Source organism: Nocardia sp. NPDC127606, from assembly GCF_042671725.1.
In the GTDB taxonomy this organism is placed as follows: domain Bacteria; phylum Actinomycetota; class Actinomycetes; order Mycobacteriales; family Mycobacteriaceae; genus Nocardia.
Genome location: NZ_JBHXWQ010000002.1, coordinates 69604 through 86308, shown reverse-complemented (window position 1 = coordinate 86308; position 16705 = coordinate 69604). Strand labels below are relative to the sequence as shown.

At 67.9% G+C, this 16705-nt stretch carries 13 protein-coding genes; 6 read left to right on the top strand and 7 right to left on the bottom strand.

Going from position 1 to position 16705, the window contains the following annotated elements; genetic code table 11:
• Positions 1 to 67: 67 nt before the first annotated feature.
• The 4 genes from ACFVJ5_RS11145 to ACFVJ5_RS11130 all read right to left on the bottom strand — a co-directional run bounded on the left by ACFVJ5_RS11145 (position 68) and on the right by ACFVJ5_RS11130 (position 9437).
• Positions 68 to 1135, bottom strand: a complete 1068-nt coding sequence (locus ACFVJ5_RS11145) for a putative zinc-binding metallopeptidase (RefSeq protein ID WP_379219876.1) — start codon at positions 1133 to 1135, stop codon at positions 68 to 70.
• A gap of 3 nt (positions 1136 to 1138) precedes the next feature.
• A complete protein-coding gene (locus ACFVJ5_RS11140; RefSeq protein ID WP_379219875.1) occupies positions 1139 to 2035 on the bottom strand; it encodes a transglutaminase N-terminal domain-containing protein in 897 nt (298 codons plus the stop codon).
• Positions 2032 to 5130 carry a circularly permuted type 2 ATP-grasp protein gene (locus ACFVJ5_RS11135; RefSeq protein ID WP_379219874.1) on the bottom strand — a complete coding sequence of 1033 codons (3099 nt, stop codon included), beginning with the start codon at positions 5128 to 5130 and terminating at the stop codon, positions 2032 to 2034. The genes ACFVJ5_RS11140 and ACFVJ5_RS11135 overlap by 4 nt, the downstream gene beginning before the upstream one ends.
• 215 nt (positions 5131 to 5345) lie before the next feature.
• Positions 5346 to 9437: a transglutaminase family protein gene (locus ACFVJ5_RS11130; protein ID WP_379219873.1), complete on the bottom strand. Its 4092-nt coding sequence runs from the start codon at positions 9435 to 9437 to the stop codon at positions 5346 to 5348.
• Between the two features lie 148 nt (positions 9438 to 9585).
• On the opposite strand from ACFVJ5_RS11130, the gene ACFVJ5_RS11125 reads away from it, so the two are divergent.
• Entirely contained in the window at positions 9586 to 10227 is a 642-nt protein-coding gene (locus tag ACFVJ5_RS11125) for a hypothetical protein (RefSeq protein WP_379219872.1), read from the top strand.
• Between the two features lie 52 nt (positions 10228 to 10279).
• Here the strand turns inward: ACFVJ5_RS11125 and recR are convergent, their stop codons facing one another.
• Both recR and ACFVJ5_RS11115 read right to left on the bottom strand, forming a co-directional pair.
• Entirely contained in the window at positions 10280 to 10888 is a 609-nt protein-coding gene (gene recR, locus ACFVJ5_RS11120) for a recombination mediator RecR (protein WP_056822003.1), read from the bottom strand.
• The gene (locus ACFVJ5_RS11115; protein WP_228536936.1) at positions 10888 to 11205 is read right to left on the bottom strand and encodes a YbaB/EbfC family nucleoid-associated protein; all 318 of its coding nucleotides are present in this window, start codon (positions 11203 to 11205) and stop codon (positions 10888 to 10890) included. Before ACFVJ5_RS11115 ends, recR begins: the two co-directional genes overlap by 1 nt.
• Positions 11206 to 11503: 298 nt before the next feature.
• Between ACFVJ5_RS11115 and ACFVJ5_RS11110 the strand changes: the two genes are divergently transcribed.
• From ACFVJ5_RS11110 to ACFVJ5_RS11100, 3 genes are read left to right on the top strand one after another with little or no spacing between them, the layout of a single operon-like run.
• The gene (locus tag ACFVJ5_RS11110; RefSeq protein ID WP_379219871.1) at positions 11504 to 12079 is read left to right on the top strand and encodes a hypothetical protein; all 576 of its coding nucleotides are present in this window, start codon (positions 11504 to 11506) and stop codon (positions 12077 to 12079) included.
• Positions 12080 to 12123: 44 nt separating this feature from the next.
• The gene (locus ACFVJ5_RS11105) at positions 12124 to 12951 is read left to right on the top strand and encodes a MerR family transcriptional regulator (RefSeq protein WP_379219870.1); all 828 of its coding nucleotides are present in this window, start codon (positions 12124 to 12126) and stop codon (positions 12949 to 12951) included.
• Entirely contained in the window at positions 12951 to 13301 is a 351-nt protein-coding gene (locus ACFVJ5_RS11100; protein WP_378638614.1) for a VOC family protein, read from the top strand. Before ACFVJ5_RS11105 ends, ACFVJ5_RS11100 begins: the two co-directional genes overlap by 1 nt.
• Positions 13302 to 13321: 20 nt before the next feature.
• Here ACFVJ5_RS11100 and ACFVJ5_RS11095 read toward each other — a convergent pair whose 3' ends face one another.
• Positions 13322 to 13756, bottom strand: coding sequence for an SRPBCC family protein (locus tag ACFVJ5_RS11095; RefSeq protein ID WP_379219869.1), 435 nt, complete (start codon positions 13754 to 13756; stop codon positions 13322 to 13324).
• A 179-nt stretch (positions 13757 to 13935) separates the two neighbouring features.
• On the opposite strand from ACFVJ5_RS11095, the gene ACFVJ5_RS11090 reads away from it, so the two are divergent.
• Together ACFVJ5_RS11090 and ACFVJ5_RS11085 are read left to right on the top strand one after the other, a co-directional pair.
• A complete protein-coding gene (locus ACFVJ5_RS11090) occupies positions 13936 to 15378 on the top strand; it encodes an FAD-binding oxidoreductase (RefSeq protein ID WP_379220605.1) in 1443 nt (480 codons plus the stop codon).
• Complete coding sequence (locus ACFVJ5_RS11085; protein ID WP_379219868.1) at positions 15375 to 16691, top strand: class I SAM-dependent methyltransferase; 1317 nt, start codon at positions 15375 to 15377, stop codon at positions 16689 to 16691. Before ACFVJ5_RS11090 ends, ACFVJ5_RS11085 begins: the two co-directional genes overlap by 4 nt.
• The last annotated feature ends 14 nt before the right edge of the window (positions 16692 to 16705 follow it).

Here is a 16705-nt window from a genome sequence, read left to right as displayed (position 1 = left end):
GACGCACTCGTCTCAAGAAGGAAGAGTAGCTAGCTGTGACGCTCATCGCAGCGGAATCGACGAGGTATCACCCCGACGAGACGACAGCCTCCGTGGCCGGAGCGTGGCTGCCGGTGCACAGGTCGTGGACGAAGCGCATCTTCTCCAGCACCCGCTCCGGCAGCACGAAGGGGTACAGGTCGTCGCGGCCCATCGAGCGGTTGACCATGTTCAGCGACCAGGTCAGCGGCAGCCAGAGCTCGATGATCTTGTCGAATCCGGCGCGGCCGATCTGTGGGCGGTCCAGGGTCGCGCCCGCCGGGGCGAGTCCGAAGGCGGCCGCCGTGTCGAGGGTGTCGCGGATGTGCAGGTAGTGGGCGAAGGTTTCGGCCCAGTCCTCGGCGGCGTGCATCGTGGCATAGGAGGAGACGTAGTCGCGTTTCCAGCCGCGGGGCGCACCCTGGGAATAGTGGCGGTCCAGTGCCGCCTGGTAGTCGGCGAAGGGATCGCCGAACAGGTCGCGAAAGCGTTGCAGGGCAGCGTCGTCGGCGACGAGCACGGAGAAGTAGTAGTGCCCGGTCTCGTGCCGGAAGTGGCCGAGCAACGTGCGGTACGGCTCGGCCATCTCGACGCGCAACTGCTCGCGGTGCGGGTCGTCGGCCTCGGCCAGGTCGAGGGTGACCACTCCGTCCATATGACCGGTGAGCACGCCGTCGGTCCGGCTGGACAGCAGATCGAAGGCCAGCCCGTGCTCGGGATCCTCGTCGCGGCCGACGATCGGCAGACCGAGCTCGACCAGCTCGAAGATCAATCGCCGTTTGGCCGTCTCGGCCTCGGCGAAAGCGGCGAGGCCGTCGGTGTCGGTGTCGTTGGGCCTGGTCCTGGTGAGCTTGCACGACACGCACAGACCGGGACCGGACGCGTCACCGTCGACCAGCCAATTGCACTGCGCCACATGCAGGTTGTCGCACAGGCGGAAGCGGTCGCTGTCGACGACACCCGCCACGTGGTCGATCGCCTCGTCGCTCGGCGGGTCACCGATCACCACCAGCGCCCGTTCCCCCAGACTGAAACCCAGTGCGCTGCGGCACGATAGGCAGACAGAGTTCTCGAAAGCCAGCTGCTGGCCACAATTCGGACAGACGAAATCACGCACGGACTACACCTCCACCGGGGCTACATCGACCGATACTTTGATTGTGGACTGTTTCGCGTCGGTGTAGATGATGCCACGCAGCGGCGGAACGTCCTGGTAGTCGCGGCCCCACGCCACCGTCACGTACCGCTCGTCGGCGAACTGATCGTTGGTGGGGTCGAAGGCGATCCAGCGGCCGGTGCGATCGGTGTCGTCGACGCCGGGCAGCCAGACCGCGGCCCACGCGTGGGTGGCGTCGACGCCGACCATCCGTTCCTTGCCCGGCGGCGGGTCGGTGGCGAGATAGCCCGAGACGTAGCGTGCGGCCAGACCCTGCGCGCGCAGGCACGCCGCGCCGATTCGGGCGAAATCCTGGCAGACGCCCTCGCGGGCGGCGAACACATCGGCCACGCTGGTGCTCACCGTGGTGGAGCCGGAGCGGTACTGGAAGTCGTGGTGGATACGGGTGTTCAGCTCGGTCACGGCTTCGAGCAGCGGTCTGCCCGGCGGAAAACTCTGCGCGGCGTACGCGACGACGTCGGGGGTGATCTCGGGCGGGAGCAGATCGAGGGTGAACTCGACGGCCAGCGGGCCGTTCGCGGACGTGGGACGCGCGGACTCCCATGGCATGTCGGCGCCCGGCATCGCCGCCGGGTCTTCGCCGTCGACATCGATGAGGGACTCGCCGGTGACCTCGAGGTTGCGATGCTCGGAGGTCACGTGGAAATAGGTCGTGGTGTTGCCGTAGACATCGGTGCCCACCGAGCGGTCCGAGGGCACCGGGTCGATGTAGATCTCGTGCTCGAGCAGGTGCTGACCCGGATATTCGCGCGGGGTGAGGTACGCGCGACCGTAGGAGCTGGTCACCTCGTCGGAGTAGCTGTAGGTGGTGCGGTGCACCACCATGTATCGCCGGGTCATCCGACCATCCTGGTATTACCCCAGAGGGGCTGAATACCCAGCGGGACAGCGAGTTTGGTGGTCTCGAACGATTCGGCCAGCTTGCGCAGTCGCAAGTGCACCCCCTCCAGCAGTTCCACCAGTTCGGTGCGGACGCCGTCGTCGTCGGTGTGTTCCAGGTCGGCCGGGTCCACGCGGCGCAGCATGCGCTGGGCATCGGCGAGCAGGCGCTGCGAACGCGAAGCGCCGGAACCACCGGGCAGCGCCTGGAAATCGGCCTCGAGCCGGTCGAGCTGATAGATCAGCGACCGCGGGTTGCCCGGGTCGAACAGCAGCAGTCCCGCGAGCGCGGCCACGTGCGCCGAACCACGATGGCGGCGACGGTAACTCACCGCCGACTCGGTGGCGGTGAGCACGGCCTCCGCGACCACCCCTTGCACCTCGGCCGAAACGCGCCGCCCCAGTGCGGCGTTGATCAGCGACGTCACGGCCAGCCCGCGCTCGATCCGCTTGCCGATGTCCATGACGTACCAGCCGGTGTCGCGCACCAGCGACTCCGCGCCGATCCCCGATAGCGACAGCAGCGCCGCCAGCGTCAGCGAATGCACCGACGACAACGCCGTCTCCTGTTCGCTACTGGCACTGCGGAATTCGGCCAGTGCGCGGTCGACGGCGCCGATGATCATCCAGGTGTCACCGGACAATTGATCACGCACCGCTCGCGCGGCGGATCCGTAATGATCCACCGCGTACGACAGCGAGCCGGCCAGCTCACGATCGCCGGTCAACGAGGCCAGGTACTGGAACCCCTCGGCGGAAGCGCCCGCCACCGCCCGCCGCGCGGCTACGCCTTCCTGACCACTGGAATCCATGGCGCGATGGGTGAACTGACCCTGCGCCTGCCGCGACCGAGCCAGAACGGGCTCCGGCTCGGGGTCTGGCACCGGCTCCGAACCACGCTCGGGCGTGACGCCGGTCGTGCGCAGCGCGCGAGCCAGCGCACTGGTCCCCGCCCGCTCCCATGGCGCCTCCGCCTCGTCATCGGCGGCGTCGAGTTCTGCCTCATCGGTTGCGGACTGATCGGGCCCGACGGACTGGCTCTGACGCTGTGACGCCACCGGAACGGATGACGAGTCGCGATCCACCGCATCCGTGGGTTCTTCGTCGCTCGATGACGAGCGCGCTACCGAATCATCGCTCCCCGCAGCTGCATTCGCTCCCGCCGTCGCGGCGGCATCGCCGGATCGCACGGCCACCAACTGACCGATTCCGTTGGGCAGCACCGACTGTGGAGCGACGGTGCCCGTGGTGATCGACAGGGCGCGCATCAGGATCGGTAAGGCTTCTGCACCGTCGAGCCAGGGTCGATAGCGATAGTCCTGATACACGTCATGGGTGGCGGCGAGCAGGCGGACCACCGACTCGGCGCGTTCGCTGTAGCGGCCCATCCAGAACAGGTCGTTGAGCACGCGCGGCGAGCTGATCGCCTCGACGACCGGTACCGCCCTGCGCAACCGCTCCTCGTGCGGCGCTTCGGAACTCGCCGCGGGCACGGTGGCCGGAGCCGCGCGGACCCACACGTCCTTGGCGGCCACCTTGATCACGCTGCGGGTCGGTTCGAGCCGCATGCGCTGCTGACCGAGTCCACCCGACATCGCCGTATAGCTGCCCCGTCTGGCCAGCGAGAACAATCGCATGCCCACCGGCGCCGGCGCCAGCCCCGCCGGGCCGTCGACCGCGGGCGCGACCGAGAACTCGGCGGGCTCCTGCCCGACCCACTTCCACCGCTCGACCTCGATCCGGGCGGCGAGGTCGGCGCGCTCGGCGGCCGACAGGCTCGGTCCGAAGATCGTCGAACCGTCGACGGCGGAGCGGATCACCAGGTCACCGACGTGCGACACCAGGTGCGCGCGCTCGGTGTCGTCGCCACCCCAGTAGGCGGGGGTGGCATCGAGCAGCAGATCCTCGCCGAGCACCGAGCGGGCGATGCGCGGCAGGAACGGGCTCAGCGCGGGCGATTCCAGCAGCCCGCTACCGAGGGTGTTCACCACCGTCACCGCACCGCGGCGCAGCACCTCGACCAACCCGACCACGCCGAGCCGCGAATCGGGGCGCAGATCCAGCGGGTCGGAGAACTCGGCGTCGACGCGCCGCAACACCACATCGACCCGTTCCAAACTGCCGAGCGAGCGCATCCACAGCGCGCCGTCGCGCACCACCAGATCGGAACTCTCCACCAGCGGGAAGCCGAGCATCTGCGCGAGATAGGCCTGGTCGAAGGCGGTTTCGGAATGTGAACCCGGGCTGAGTACGACGACGACCGGCTCTTCCCCATCGGCCAGTTCGGGCGCCGCCTCCTCGAGCATCAACCGCATGGCCCGCGCGAACGGGCTGAGCGGACGCGGCCCCGCGTGCTCGAAAGCCTCGGGAATGGCCGAGGCCACCACGCGACGGTCGGCCAGCGCGTACCCGGCGCCCGAGGGTGCCTGCGCCCAGTCGGCGAGCACCCGGAACTGCCCGTCACTCCACCGGCTGATGTCGCAGGCGTGCAGGAACAATTGGTGGGTGCCGGGGATCGTGATGCCGTGCGCGGCCCGCACATACCCGGTATTGCCGAACACCACCTCCGGCGGCAACAGGCCCGAACTCAGTAGCCTGCGCGGGCCGTAGACGTCGGTGAGCACCTCGTCGAGTACCAGCGAACGCTGCACGAGACCGGTTTCCAGGCGGGTCCAGTCCTCGGCGGACACCAGCAGCGGAATCGGGTCAAGACGCCATGGTTGCGGTATCGCGGTGTCGTCATCGCCGCCGAGGCCGACCTCGGTGTAGGTGACACCGTCGTCCTCGATCTGCCTGCGCACCCGGTGATCGATCCGATCGATCCCGCCGATCCCCTGGTCGATGAAGTCGGCCGACAACTCCGACCACATCGACCGCACCCGCCCACGCCCGTCGACCAATTCGTCGTAATAGCCCGTGGTCGGCCTGCCGCACTCGTCGAAGCGCGCCTCCGCCGAACTGTCAGCCCGATACCGCGCGAACTGCTCGGCAACCTGAGCGCGAACGCCCGATCCCGACCGATTCCCGCCCCGTTGCGCTTCATCGCGCTGAGCCACCGAGCCTCCTGTGTTTATTTGCGGCTGGCGCCGCGGGGTTTTGCGGCCCCGATTGTCCCGATTCTTCCCTCCTCCGGTCAGTCGCTGCGCTCCCTCCCTCCGTCACTCCAGAATCGGGACGGCCGCAAAACCCGAAGCCACTGACTTCCATCGATCGGTCGACCAGACCGGTGTGCGGGTCGACCCGGCGTTCTGTGTCGCGCCGAACCTCCCCGCTACTGGCCCCACACTGTTCGCGCGCGGCGTAGGTCCAGGATGCCTGGTGCTCCCACATCGGTCGACTGTGCCGCGATCTTCGCACGGAGTTCGGCGGGATCGATCGGGTTCACGGTATGACCGGCGGCCTCGAAACGGCGGTTGCGGCGCGACTGGGCGGCGACAGCGTTGACGGGTGCGTCGTCGTAGGCGCGGCCGCCGGGGTGCACGACGTGGTAGGTGCAGCCGCCGCGGGAGATGCCCGTCGCGACGTCTACCAGGTCGAACACCAGGGGGGCGTCGACGGTGATCGAGGGGTGCAGGGAGTTCGGCGGCTGCCAGGCGCGGTAGCGCACGCCCGCCACCTGCACATCGGATTTGTCGGTGGCCAACAGCGGAACCGGCATGCCGTTGCAGGTCAGGACGTAGCGGCCACGGTCGGCGCCGACCAAGCGCACCTGCAACCGTTCCACCGAGGAATCGACGTAGCGGGCGGTGCCCTGGCCGGTGGTCTGTTCGCCGAGGGTGAGCCAGGGTTCGATCGCCCCGCGCAGTTCCAGCTCGGCCTCGCCGATCATGGCGGTGCCGATGCGGGGGAAGCGGAACTCGGTGAAGGGGTCGAGCCAGGCGGTGTCGAAGTCGACGCCCGCCGCGCGCAGGTCGGCGGCCACTTCGGCGATGTCGTTCATCAGGAAGTGCGGCAGCAGATAGCGCCCGTGCAGGTTGGACCCGTGCCGGATCAGCGGCGCGCGCAGCGGCTTGTCCCAGAACATCGCGACCAGGCCGCGCACCAGCAGCGACTGCACCATCGCCATCTGGAAATGCGGCGGCATCTCGAAGCCGCGCAGCTCGAGCAGCCCGAGCCGGCCGCGCGCGGAGTCGGGGCTGTACAGCTTGTCGATGCAGAACTCGGCGCGGTGGGTGTTGCCGGTGAGGTCGGTGAGCAGATGGCGCAGCGCCCGGTCGATATGCCAAGGTGCCGAACGGATTTCATACGGCGTGGGACCGGGGGCATGCTCGGCGGTGAGCCTGGCGACCTCGGCGAAGGCGATCTCGAGTTCGTAGAGCGCGCCTTCGCGACCCTCGTCCGCGCGGGGCGCCTGCGAGGTCGGGCCGACGAAACGACCCGCGAACAGGTACGACAGCGCGGGATGGCGCTGCCAGTAGGTGAGCATGGAGACCAGCAGGTCGGGGCGGCGCAGCATCGGCGAACGCGCCGGGGTAACCCCGCCGAGGGTGATGTGGTTGCCGCCGCCGGTGCCGCCGTGCGTGCCGTCCACGTCGAACGACTCGGTGCTCAGCCGGGCGAGCCTGGCCTGTTCGTAGAGGGTGTTCAGCACCTCGGCCTGCTCGGCGAACGAGCTGGTCGGCATGATGTTCACCTCGATCACGCCCGGGTCGGGTGTCACCGAAAAGGTCTGTAGCCGTGCGTCACTCGGCGGGGCGTAGCCCTCCAGCACCACCGGCTGCCCGATCGCCACCGCGGCCGCCTCCACCTTGGCGATCAGATCGAGGAAGTCGTCGAGCTCGGTGACCGGCGGCAGGAACACGTGCAGTCGCCCCTGCCTGACCTCGGCGACCAGTGCGGTCGTCGGCGTGAAATCGGCGGGCTCCACCGCGGCGGGCGGCTCGGCCCGTTCCGCGCGCAACGGTTTCTGGTAGAGCGGGTCACTGTCGGGCAGGATCGGCGGCGCGTGCCAGGACACCGACCCGATCGGAAGGCGAAGTCCGGCAGGCGAATCGCCATCGGCCAATACGATCCGGCCACGGCCGCCCTCGGCACGCCCACGACGCAGCTGCCAGTCGGCACTGGCCCAGCCGGCACCGTCGGCCCGGCGATGAATCGGCAGCACATACGCCGACGGCTGATCGACCGACTCCTCCAGGCTCTCGAGCAATACCCGCCGCACCTCGGGCGAGTCCTCGGCCGGATCGATATCGGCGGGCGGCGGATCGCCGTACGGCGCACTCACGGTCGCCGCCAACCGTGCCAGCGGATCCTCGAACGCGGGCCGCACCTGTCCATCGGGCAACCCCAGGGTGCCCGCGATCTCAGCGATCAGCGCTTTGGCCGCGCCGATATCGGCAGCGGGCGCCCGGTCGGGGATCACCCCGGCGGCGGAGTTGATCGGCTGCGAGCGGGCGAGCTGGATGGGCGGGTAGGCCGACGGCGGCGCACTCGCCTTGTCCTTCTTCCCGCGAAGTTTGCTCTTCCGCATCACTTTTCGCAGTTCGGCCGCGGCCTTCTCGGCAGCCTTGGCCGACTCCTTGGCTTCCTTCTTCGACTCCTCGACCTTTTTCCCGGGGCGAGCAGAGCCGCCGGCTTCCGCGCTGGCCTGCTGACTCTCCGCGGCGCGGCGGTGTTCGGCGGCGACGAACTCGACGGGCTCGTCGATCAGCGCCGGTCCGTCGTCGAACTCCACCACCTCCAGGTCCGCCGCCTCGACTTCGGGTTCCGCCGTTTCCACGAGATCGCCCGCGTCGGTCTCGTCGACCATGACGACTTCGACCGTCTTGCCGTTGCGCCGGACATCGTCATCGTCGGCGAGCCCCAACGCGACGACAGCGGCAGCGAGTTCGTCACCGCCGACCCGACGGCGCGCGTCGAAGACCGCGACCATGTCGACCGGGACGAGCGGGGGCAGATGCGCATCGAGCACCGACATCGCGTCGACCGGCCCCGGCACGTCATCGGTCGCGTCCACGCCGGACTCGTCCGCCAGGCCCAGCGCGACAACAGCGGTCGCGACCTCGGCACCGGCAGGCGCGTAGCCGTTCGAGTGCGAGTGCCCGGCCGTCTCGGCGACCGGCTGCACCGGCGTGTGCTGCGACACCGGTGTCCACGGGTCGGTGAGCAGGTCCTGGCGCTGCCAGACCGGCTCGCCATCGGCCCGCCACGCGATCGCGATCTCCCAGCGGGGCAGCGGTTCTCCGGGATACCACTTGCCCTGGCGATACTGCACGATGCCGGTCGGCGCGTAGATCGAGCGGAGCCGGTCGGCGAGGTCGACGGCGCGCTCACGTTTGTGCCTGCCGTCGGCGTCGGTGGTCCACTGGGCGCTCACCTGGTCGTCGATGGAGACGAAGGTGGGCTCGCCACCCATGGTCAGGCCCACATCGGCCGCGGCCATCCGCGCGTCGATCGCGGCACCGGAGGCCACGATGCGTTCCCACTGAGAATCGGTATAGGGCAGCGTGACTCGCGGATCCTCGTGGATACGACGCACCACATTGCTGAAGTCGAGGGTGGCCTCGGTGATCCCGGTCGCCCCGGTGATCGGGGCGGCGGCGCCGGGATGCGGGGTGGCGGCGAGCGGAATGTGACCCTCGCCCGCGAACAGCCCGGAGGTGGGATCCATCCCGACCCAGCCCGCACCGGGCAGATACACCTCGGTCCAGGCGTGCAGGTCGGTGAAGTCGGCGGTCGGGCCCGACGGTCCGTCCAGCGACGGCACGTCGGAGGTGAGCTGGACCAGATAGCCCGAGACGAAGCGGGCGGCCAGCCCCAGCTCACGCAGCACGCCGACCAGCAGCCAGGCCGAGTCGCGGCAGGACCCGAGGGCGGTGCGCAACGTGTGGTCGGGTGTCTGCACACCCGCCTCCATGCGCACGGTGTAGTCGACCGAATTGCGCAGCGCGTAGTTGAGTTCCACGAGATAGTCGATGGCACGGGTCCGGGCCCGCGGCCGGTGTACCCGCGCCCACTCCCGCAACAACTCGCCAGGGCCGCTGCCCGGCTCCGCCTCGTCGACGGGCCGCAGATAGGGCGCGAGATCATCGGCGAGTGCGGTGTCGTACTCGAACGGGAAGAACTCGGCGTAATCCTCGATGAAGAAGTCGAACGGATTGACCACCTCGAGGTCGGCGATCAACCCCACGGTGATCGACAACTCCTTGGTCGGATTCGGGAAGACCAGGCGCGCAACGAAATTGCCGAACGCGTCCTGCTGCCAGTTGACGAAGTGCTCGGCCGGCGACACCTCGAGCGAATACGCCTCGATGGGCGTGCGCGAGTGCGGCGCGGGGCGCAACCGCACTTCGTGCGGGTGCACCTCGACGAGACGATCGAAGGAGTATGCCGTGCGGTGCTCGAGTGACACCTTGATGCCCATCCACCAAGTGGACCACACTCCCCCGACACCGCGCGGGCCGACGAAACCTGAGTTTCCCGACCGGCCCCCCTTTCGAAACACGCTGGTAATAGCGCGGGGCAGGGACCACATCGATTACCGCCGACTCCGCTCCCCGTAGGCTGGCCGGGTGAGCTACGACCACATCCTCCTGCCGTCCGGCGTCGCCAGCTCTGTCGACGAGATCGACGCGTACCTGGCCGACCAGGAAGGCGTGACCGAGTCCGCTTCGATCGCCGAGATCGCGGCCGAGCTGAACGCCCGCAACGCCGAATTGCCGGTGGACGACTCGTTCCTCAGCGTCGAATCCGTCGGCGGCCCCAGCGGCGACACGCTCTACATCCCCTCGCCGTACGACGCCATCGGCTTCGTCCGCAACCTGCTCTTCGACCTCGCCACCCCGCGCGGCTACGCCGTCTACGATCCGCAGCTGACCTGGCTCATCGACCCGGCAGGCCACATCCCGATCAACGTCACGCACGGCGGCGCGGGCGAATTCCCCTATCTCACCGAGGAATTGGCACACCACTGGGTGGCCGGGCTCGCCGCGCCCAACCCGTATCTCATCGTCGAGCAGGGCGAACAGCGCTACATCCAGACCTACCGCGACCCGAGCGGCCCCTACACCCTCGAATATCGCGACGGCGCCCCCGACCGGCATTTCGGCACGACCCTCGACGACCCGGCACAGGTCGCCCGCATCATCTGGGAGTGGGCCAACGGCAAGCCCGCCACCACCGACGGCGTCGCCTGGACCCGCGTCGAGCTCTGATCCCGGGACGGATGTGACCGGCGACGACCAGCGCGCGCCGGCCCGATCCGTCCTACAGCGTCCGCCTGCCGGACAGTGCCCGTCCGAGGGTCAGTTCGTCGGCGAATTCCAGGTCGCCGCCCATCGGCAGCCCGGAGGCCAACCGGGTGACGGTGAGCCCGGGGAAATCGCGCAGCATCCGCACGAGATAGGTGGCCGTCGCCTCGCCCTCGGTATTCGGGTCGGTCGCGATGATCACCTCGCTCACATCGATGCCGTCCTCCTGATTGCCGATGCGGGTGAGCAGTTCCCTGATCCGCAGCTGATCCGGCCCGACGCCACTGAGTGGATCGAGCGCACCACCGAGCACGTGGTAGCGACCACGGAACTCGCGGGTGCGCTCGATCGCCTGCACATCCTTGGGTTCCTCGACTACACAGATCATCGTGCGGTCGCGGCGTGGGTCGGCACAGATCCGGCACAGCTCGCCATCGGCGACGGTGCCGCACGACACGCAGAACTGGACGCCGTCGCGCACCTTCTGCAGGGCGGCCTGTAGCCGGTCGATATCCGGCGGCTCCACCTGCAGCAGATGAAAAGCGATGCGCTGTGCGCTCTTCGGACCGACGCCGGGCAGTTTGCCCAGCTCGTCGATCAAATCCTGAACCGGCCCCTCATACATCAGAAGTCGGGCAGACCGGGCATCGAACCGCCGCCGAGACCCTGCGACAGCGGGCCGAGGCGCTCGGCCGCGAGCTGCTGCGCATTGGCCATCGCGTCGTTGATCGCACCGATGACCAGGTCCTGCAGTCCGTCGACATCCTCCGGATCGACCACCTTCGGGTCGATCGTCAGCGCGATCACCTCGCCGCTGACCTTGATCGTGGCCTGCACCAGACCGCCGCCTGCCTGACCGGCCACCTCGGTCTCGGCGAGCTCGGCCTGCGCCTGCATCACTGCCTGCTGCATCTGCTGAGCCTGGGCGAGCAGTGCCTGCATATCGAACTGACCATCACCGGGTTGCACAACACTCCTGTATTTTCGGCGGCTGGCGCCGCGGGGTTTCGGCCCTGGGGGCCTCGCACCCGAGGGACGATACTGCGCCTTCGGCGTTCCGTCTCGCCCCTCGGGTGCGAGGCGGCCGAAAACCGTGGGGGTACGTCGGGTGCGGGGCATGGCCGCGTGCCGTTGCCAGTTTAGTCGTGGGAAATGGGGGCTGAATGAATGGCTCCGCCGGGACTTCGGGCATACGATCAGCCCTGATAGGGCAATGATTCAGCAATCTCTAGGAGAGTCGATGAATGCATCCCGTGCGCGCCTGGCATCGATCATAGCCTCGAGCGCATCCATCTTCAGCCTGCTCCTTCTCTCGCCCGCCGTCGTATCGGCCGAGCCCGGGGACGGGATCACCGATTACGGCAACGGCTGCGTACTCGATCCGGGCAATCGTGCGGCGACCGTAGATTCGCTGCGCTTCCGCTGCAGCGTCACCCAGCAGGACCAGATCTACCGCGACGCACAGGCGGGCGCGGTGGCGAACGGCGTCACCAACGGCTGGGTGACGCGCCCGCCGCAACTCGGAGCCGCCGCACCGGCGCTGTGGATCGGCAAAGTGTTCAACACCGGGCCCGACGGCGGCACGCTGACCAACCGGGTCACCGGCGCCGGGATCGCGGCGTTCCCGGCCGATGTCTATCGAGCACCGTCGATCCTCGACGGCGCCCCCACCTGGGCGCTGAACTACGCGCCCTCACCCACCCCGCAGGTCTACGACGAGATCCGTGAGGTCACCCCGGGCGTCTGGTTCGGCTATTCGTGGTGGCGTGAGGGCGAGTGGCCGTTGCTCGCCGCCTTCGTCCTGACGCCTGCCTGATCGTTGTTGACCCTCCACCCGCTGGAGGGTGTTCTCTGAACGTCATGACAGCAACCGTGGCGATCGGAGAGTTCGCCCGCCTCACCCATCTGAGCGTCAAGACGCTGCGGTATTACCACGAGATCGAGCTACTCGAGCCGGTCGAGGTAGACGCGGGTACCGGCTATCGCCGATATTCCACCGACCAGGTGGAGCAGGCCCATCTGATCCGCCGCCTGCGCGACCTGGACATGCCGCTCCCGGAGATCCGCACCGTGCTCGCCACCGCGGATCCCGGCGAGCGGGACACCGCCCTGCGGGCGCACCTGATCAGGATGGAGGCCGCGCTCGAACGCACCCGCGAGGTGGTGGTCTCGCTGCGCGCCCTGCTCACCGCACCCGCACCACCGATCGAGGTCGATTACCGGATCGAGCCCGCGTTCACGGCGCTCACGGTCACCGACCGGATCGAGCGCATCGCCATCGCCGACTGGTGCGGCACCGCGTTCGAGCAGTTGTACACGACACTGCTCGCGTCGGGCGTCGAACCGGGAGGTGTTGCGGGAGCGACATATTCGAACGAGTTCTTCACCGACGACAACGGTGCGGTCACCGCGTTCGTGCCGTTACCGCCCGGCGCCGAGTTGGTCCCCACCGGCGCTTTCGCCGTCGTCGAATTCCCGGCCCGTCATTTCGCCGTGGCCGTCCACGACGGCCCGTTCGAAGACTTCGACCGCACCTATGGCGCGCTCGGCAGCCACGTCGCCGAGCACGGCGCCGCACTGCCGGACGAACCGGTCCGCGAGCGCTACCTCGTCGGACCGGACACCACCGATAACCAGGCCGACTACCGCACCGAGGTGTGCTGGCCGATCACCGAAGGAGAAATCTGATGACCATCGCCCTGGCGAACATCACCATGGACTGCCACAACGCCACCGCCCAGGCCGAGTTCTACGCGCAACTGCTCGACGTACCCGTCGACCCGGAGGCCTCGCAGTTCTTCGCCACCGTCGGCAAATCCGCCGGTCTCGCCCCGATCCTGATGTTCATCCAGGTCCCCGACAAGACACCTGGCAAGAATGTGGTCCATCTGGACTTCCACACGGCCGAGTGGGCCGAGTACATCGAGCGCGCGATCAGCCTGGGCGCCAAGCACATCGGCGACTTCGACGAGTACGGCATCCAGTGGACCACCCTCGCCGACCCCGAAGGAAACCTCTTCGACATCGGCAAGGACTGACCTACCGCGGTGAACTGAGCTCAGACCAGTTCGCGCGAGAGGTTGCCCAGCACCTCGGCCTGGATCTTCTTCAGGCCGAGCGGGGCGAAGATGCCCTCGAAGATGCCCGAGATGCCGCCCGCACCCTTCCAGGTGGTCTCGACGGTGACCTTCGAGCCGGTGCCGTCGGGGGTGACGGTCCAGGTGTTGACCATGGTGGAGTTGGCGTCGCGCTCGGTGAGGACCGAATCCGCCACCGTCACGGTCGCGCGCACATTGCGTGAGCGCTTCTCGGTGGCCTGCAGCGTCCACTCCACCACGGTGCCCGCGCCGTTGCCGCCCTCGACAACCTTGTAGTCGCGGTAGTGCGAGGAAAGAATGCGCGGCCGGATCGTCTCGTAGTCGCCGATCGCGGCGAGCGTGCGCTGCGGATCCGCGGCGACGACGATCGAACTGCTTGCGCTGACCTGTCCCACTGTTGACTCCTTGCTGGGGGTGTGGCGATATCTCGACCGGGTTACATCCTGCCCTGTCCTCGACCGCTTCACCCGACCAGGTTCGGGCGGTGCGGGAACATGTGCGTGACATTTTGTCGCGGCGCGCAAGTATCCGGTGGCCCGGCGGACATGGTCGTACTAGCGTCAATGGGGTGGCAGTGAGTCTTTTGGGTAGGGCTGGTCACGAACCGGCCACACGCGAGTCCGGATATGCCGCGCATCGAGCGGGAGTGGAGCGACTGCTGGAAAGCTATCGCGCCATCCCACCCGGCGCCGTCGTCCGGCTGGCGAAGAAGACATCGAACTTGTTCCGGGCCAGGGCGGCACCCACCGCGCCCGGTCTCGACGTGTCCGGCCTGGGGCAGGTGATCGCGGTGGACCCGCAAGCCCGCACGGCCGACGTCGCGGGCATGACCACCTATGAGGACCTGGTGGCGGCCACCCTCCCCTACGGGCTGGCGCCGCTGGTGGTGCCCCAGCTCAAGACCATCACCCTGGGCGGGGCGGTGACCGGTCTCGGCATCGAATCCACCTCGTTCCGCAACGGTCTACCTCACGAATCCGTGCTGGAAATGGACATTTTGACCGGGGCCGGGGAAATCGTCACCGCGACACCGACCGGCGAGCACGCCGACCTGTTCCACGGCTTTCCCAATTCCTACGGCACGCTCGGATACTCCGTCCGGCTGAAGATCGAACTCGAACCCGTTCTGCCGTTCGTGGAATTGCGGCACGTGCGCTTCCACGACCTGCGCGAACTGGAAGCCGAACTCGATCGGATCGTCGTCGAACGCCGCTTCGAGGACGAAGCCGTCGACTACATCGACGGCGTGGTGTTCAGCGCGAACGAGAGCTACCTGACCCTGGGTCGCCAGACCGACGAGCCCGGCCCGGTCAGCGACTACACCGGCATGGACATCTTCTACCGCTCCCTGCAGCACCCCGACGGCGTGATCCGGGACCGGCTGACCATTCACGATTACCTGTGGCGCTGGGACACCGACTGGTTCTGGTGCTCGCGCGCGTTCGGCGCGCAGAACCCGAAGATCCGCCGGCTCTGGCCGAAGTCGCGCCGCCGCAGCAGTTTCTACTGGAAACTGGTCGCGCTCGACCGCAAGTACCACATCGATGACCGCAGGCAGGCCCGCAAGGGCGACCCGCCGCAGGAACGCGTCGTGCAGGACATCGAGGTACCGGTCCAGCACACCGCCGACTTCGTCGAATGGTTCCTGCGGGAAATACCCATCGAGCCGATCTGGTTGTGCCCATTGCGCTTGCGTGCGCTCGACGACGCGCCGGCGACGGACGGTGCGCGTCCGTGGCCGCTGTATCCGCTCGAGCCACAGCGCACCTACGTCAATGTCGGATTCTGGTCGGCGGTGCCGACCAAGCGAGGTCAACCGGAAGGGGCGGCCAACCGCGCCATCGAGAAGATCGTGTCCGCGTTCGACGGACACAAGTCGCTCTACTCGGACTCCTACTACGACGAGGCCGAGTTCGCCGAGCTCTACGGCGGCGACACCTATACCGAACTGAAGACCCGTTACGACCCGGACCAACGACTGCTGAATCTGTATTCGAAGGCGGTGCAACGCAAGTGACGACATTCAAGGACCGATCCGAGGTATTGGCAGAGCTGGGGACCCGGCTCAACATCGCCGAGGTCGTCGAGAGCCTCGTAGACGGCGAAATCCCCGTCCGCCTGACCGCCTACGACGGCAGCGCGACCGGCCCGGAGGACGCGCCCTACACGCTCGAGATCAAGACCCCGCGCGGCATCAACTACCTGGCAGGCGCCCCCGGCGACCTCGGCATGGCGCGGGCCTATATCGCCGGCGACATGATCGCCGAGGGGGTGCATCCCGGCGACCCGTACGACATCTTGAAAGCCATGCAGGACATGAAGTTCCATCGTCCTTCGGCATTGTCGCTGGTCACCATCGCCCGCTCGCTGGGCTGGGAGCGGCTCAAGCCGATCGCGCCCCCGCCACAGGAAACGCTGCCGCGCTGGCGCCGGATCGCGCTGGAAGGCTTGCGCCACTCCAAGACTCGCGATGCCGAGGCGATCCACCACCACTACGACGTCTCCAACAAGTTCTACGAGTACGTCCTCGGCCCGTCGATGACCTACACCTGTGCGGTGTACGGCGATGCGGACTGGACCCTCGAGCAGGCACAGGAGAACAAGTACCGGCTGATCTTCGAGAAGCTGCGGCTGAAGGAAGGCGACCGGCTGCTCGATATCGGCTGTGGGTGGGGCGGCATGGTCCGCTACGCGGCGAGCCGTGGCGTGCAGGTGATCGGGGCGACGTTGTCGGCCGAACAGGCCGCCTGGGCACAGCAGAAGATCGCCGAGGAAGGTCTCAGCGAGCTCGCCGAGGTCCGGCACAGCGACTACCGCGACATCCCCGAGGGCGAATTCGACGCGGTCTCCTCGATCGGTCTCACCGAGCACATCGGTGTGCACAACTACCCGTTCTACTTCGGCTACATCAAGGACAAGCTGCGGGTGGGCGGGCTGTTCCTCAATCACTGCATCACCCGCCACGACAACACCCGCACCACCAAGGCGGGCGACTTCATCGACCGCTACGTCTTCCCCGACGGGGAGCTGATCGGATCCGGCCGCATCATCTCCGATGTCCAGAACGTCGGCCTCGAGGTACTGCACGAGGAGAATCTGCGCGAGCACTACGCGCTGACGTTGCACGAGTGGTGCAAGAACCTGGTCACCAATTGGGACGCGGCCGTCGCCGAGGTCGGCGAGGGCACCGCGAAGGTGTGGGGCCTGTACATGGCGGGCTGTCGACTCGGCTTCCAGCGCAACGTGATCCAGCTGCACCATGTGCTCGGCGTGAAGCTCGACGCGAACGGCACCTGGGATGTCCCGTTGCGCCCGTGGTGGCAGCCGTAGATCGCTGATCGCGG

What these genes read in the sequence shown, in the direction of transcription:
- recR (WP_056822003.1), bottom strand. Translation starts at nt 10,888, where the DNA reads ATGTATGAGGGGCCGGTTCAGGATTTGATCGACGAGCTGGGCAAACTG.
- ACFVJ5_RS11115 (WP_228536936.1), bottom strand. Translation starts at nt 11,205, where the DNA reads ATGCAGGCACTGCTCGCCCAGGCTCAGCAGATGCAGCAGGCAGTGATG.
- ACFVJ5_RS11100 (WP_378638614.1), top strand. Translation starts at nt 12,951, where the DNA reads ATGACCATCGCCCTGGCGAACATCACCATGGACTGCCACAACGCCACC.
- ACFVJ5_RS11140 (WP_379219875.1), bottom strand. Translation starts at nt 2,035, where the DNA reads ATGACCCGGCGATACATGGTGGTGCACCGCACCACCTACAGCTACTCC.
- ACFVJ5_RS11130 (WP_379219873.1), bottom strand. Translation starts at nt 9,437, where the DNA reads ATGGGCATCAAGGTGTCACTCGAGCACCGCACGGCATACTCCTTCGAT.
- ACFVJ5_RS11110 (WP_379219871.1), top strand. Translation starts at nt 11,504, where the DNA reads ATGAATGCATCCCGTGCGCGCCTGGCATCGATCATAGCCTCGAGCGCA.
- ACFVJ5_RS11105 (WP_379219870.1), top strand. Translation starts at nt 12,124, where the DNA reads ATGACAGCAACCGTGGCGATCGGAGAGTTCGCCCGCCTCACCCATCTG.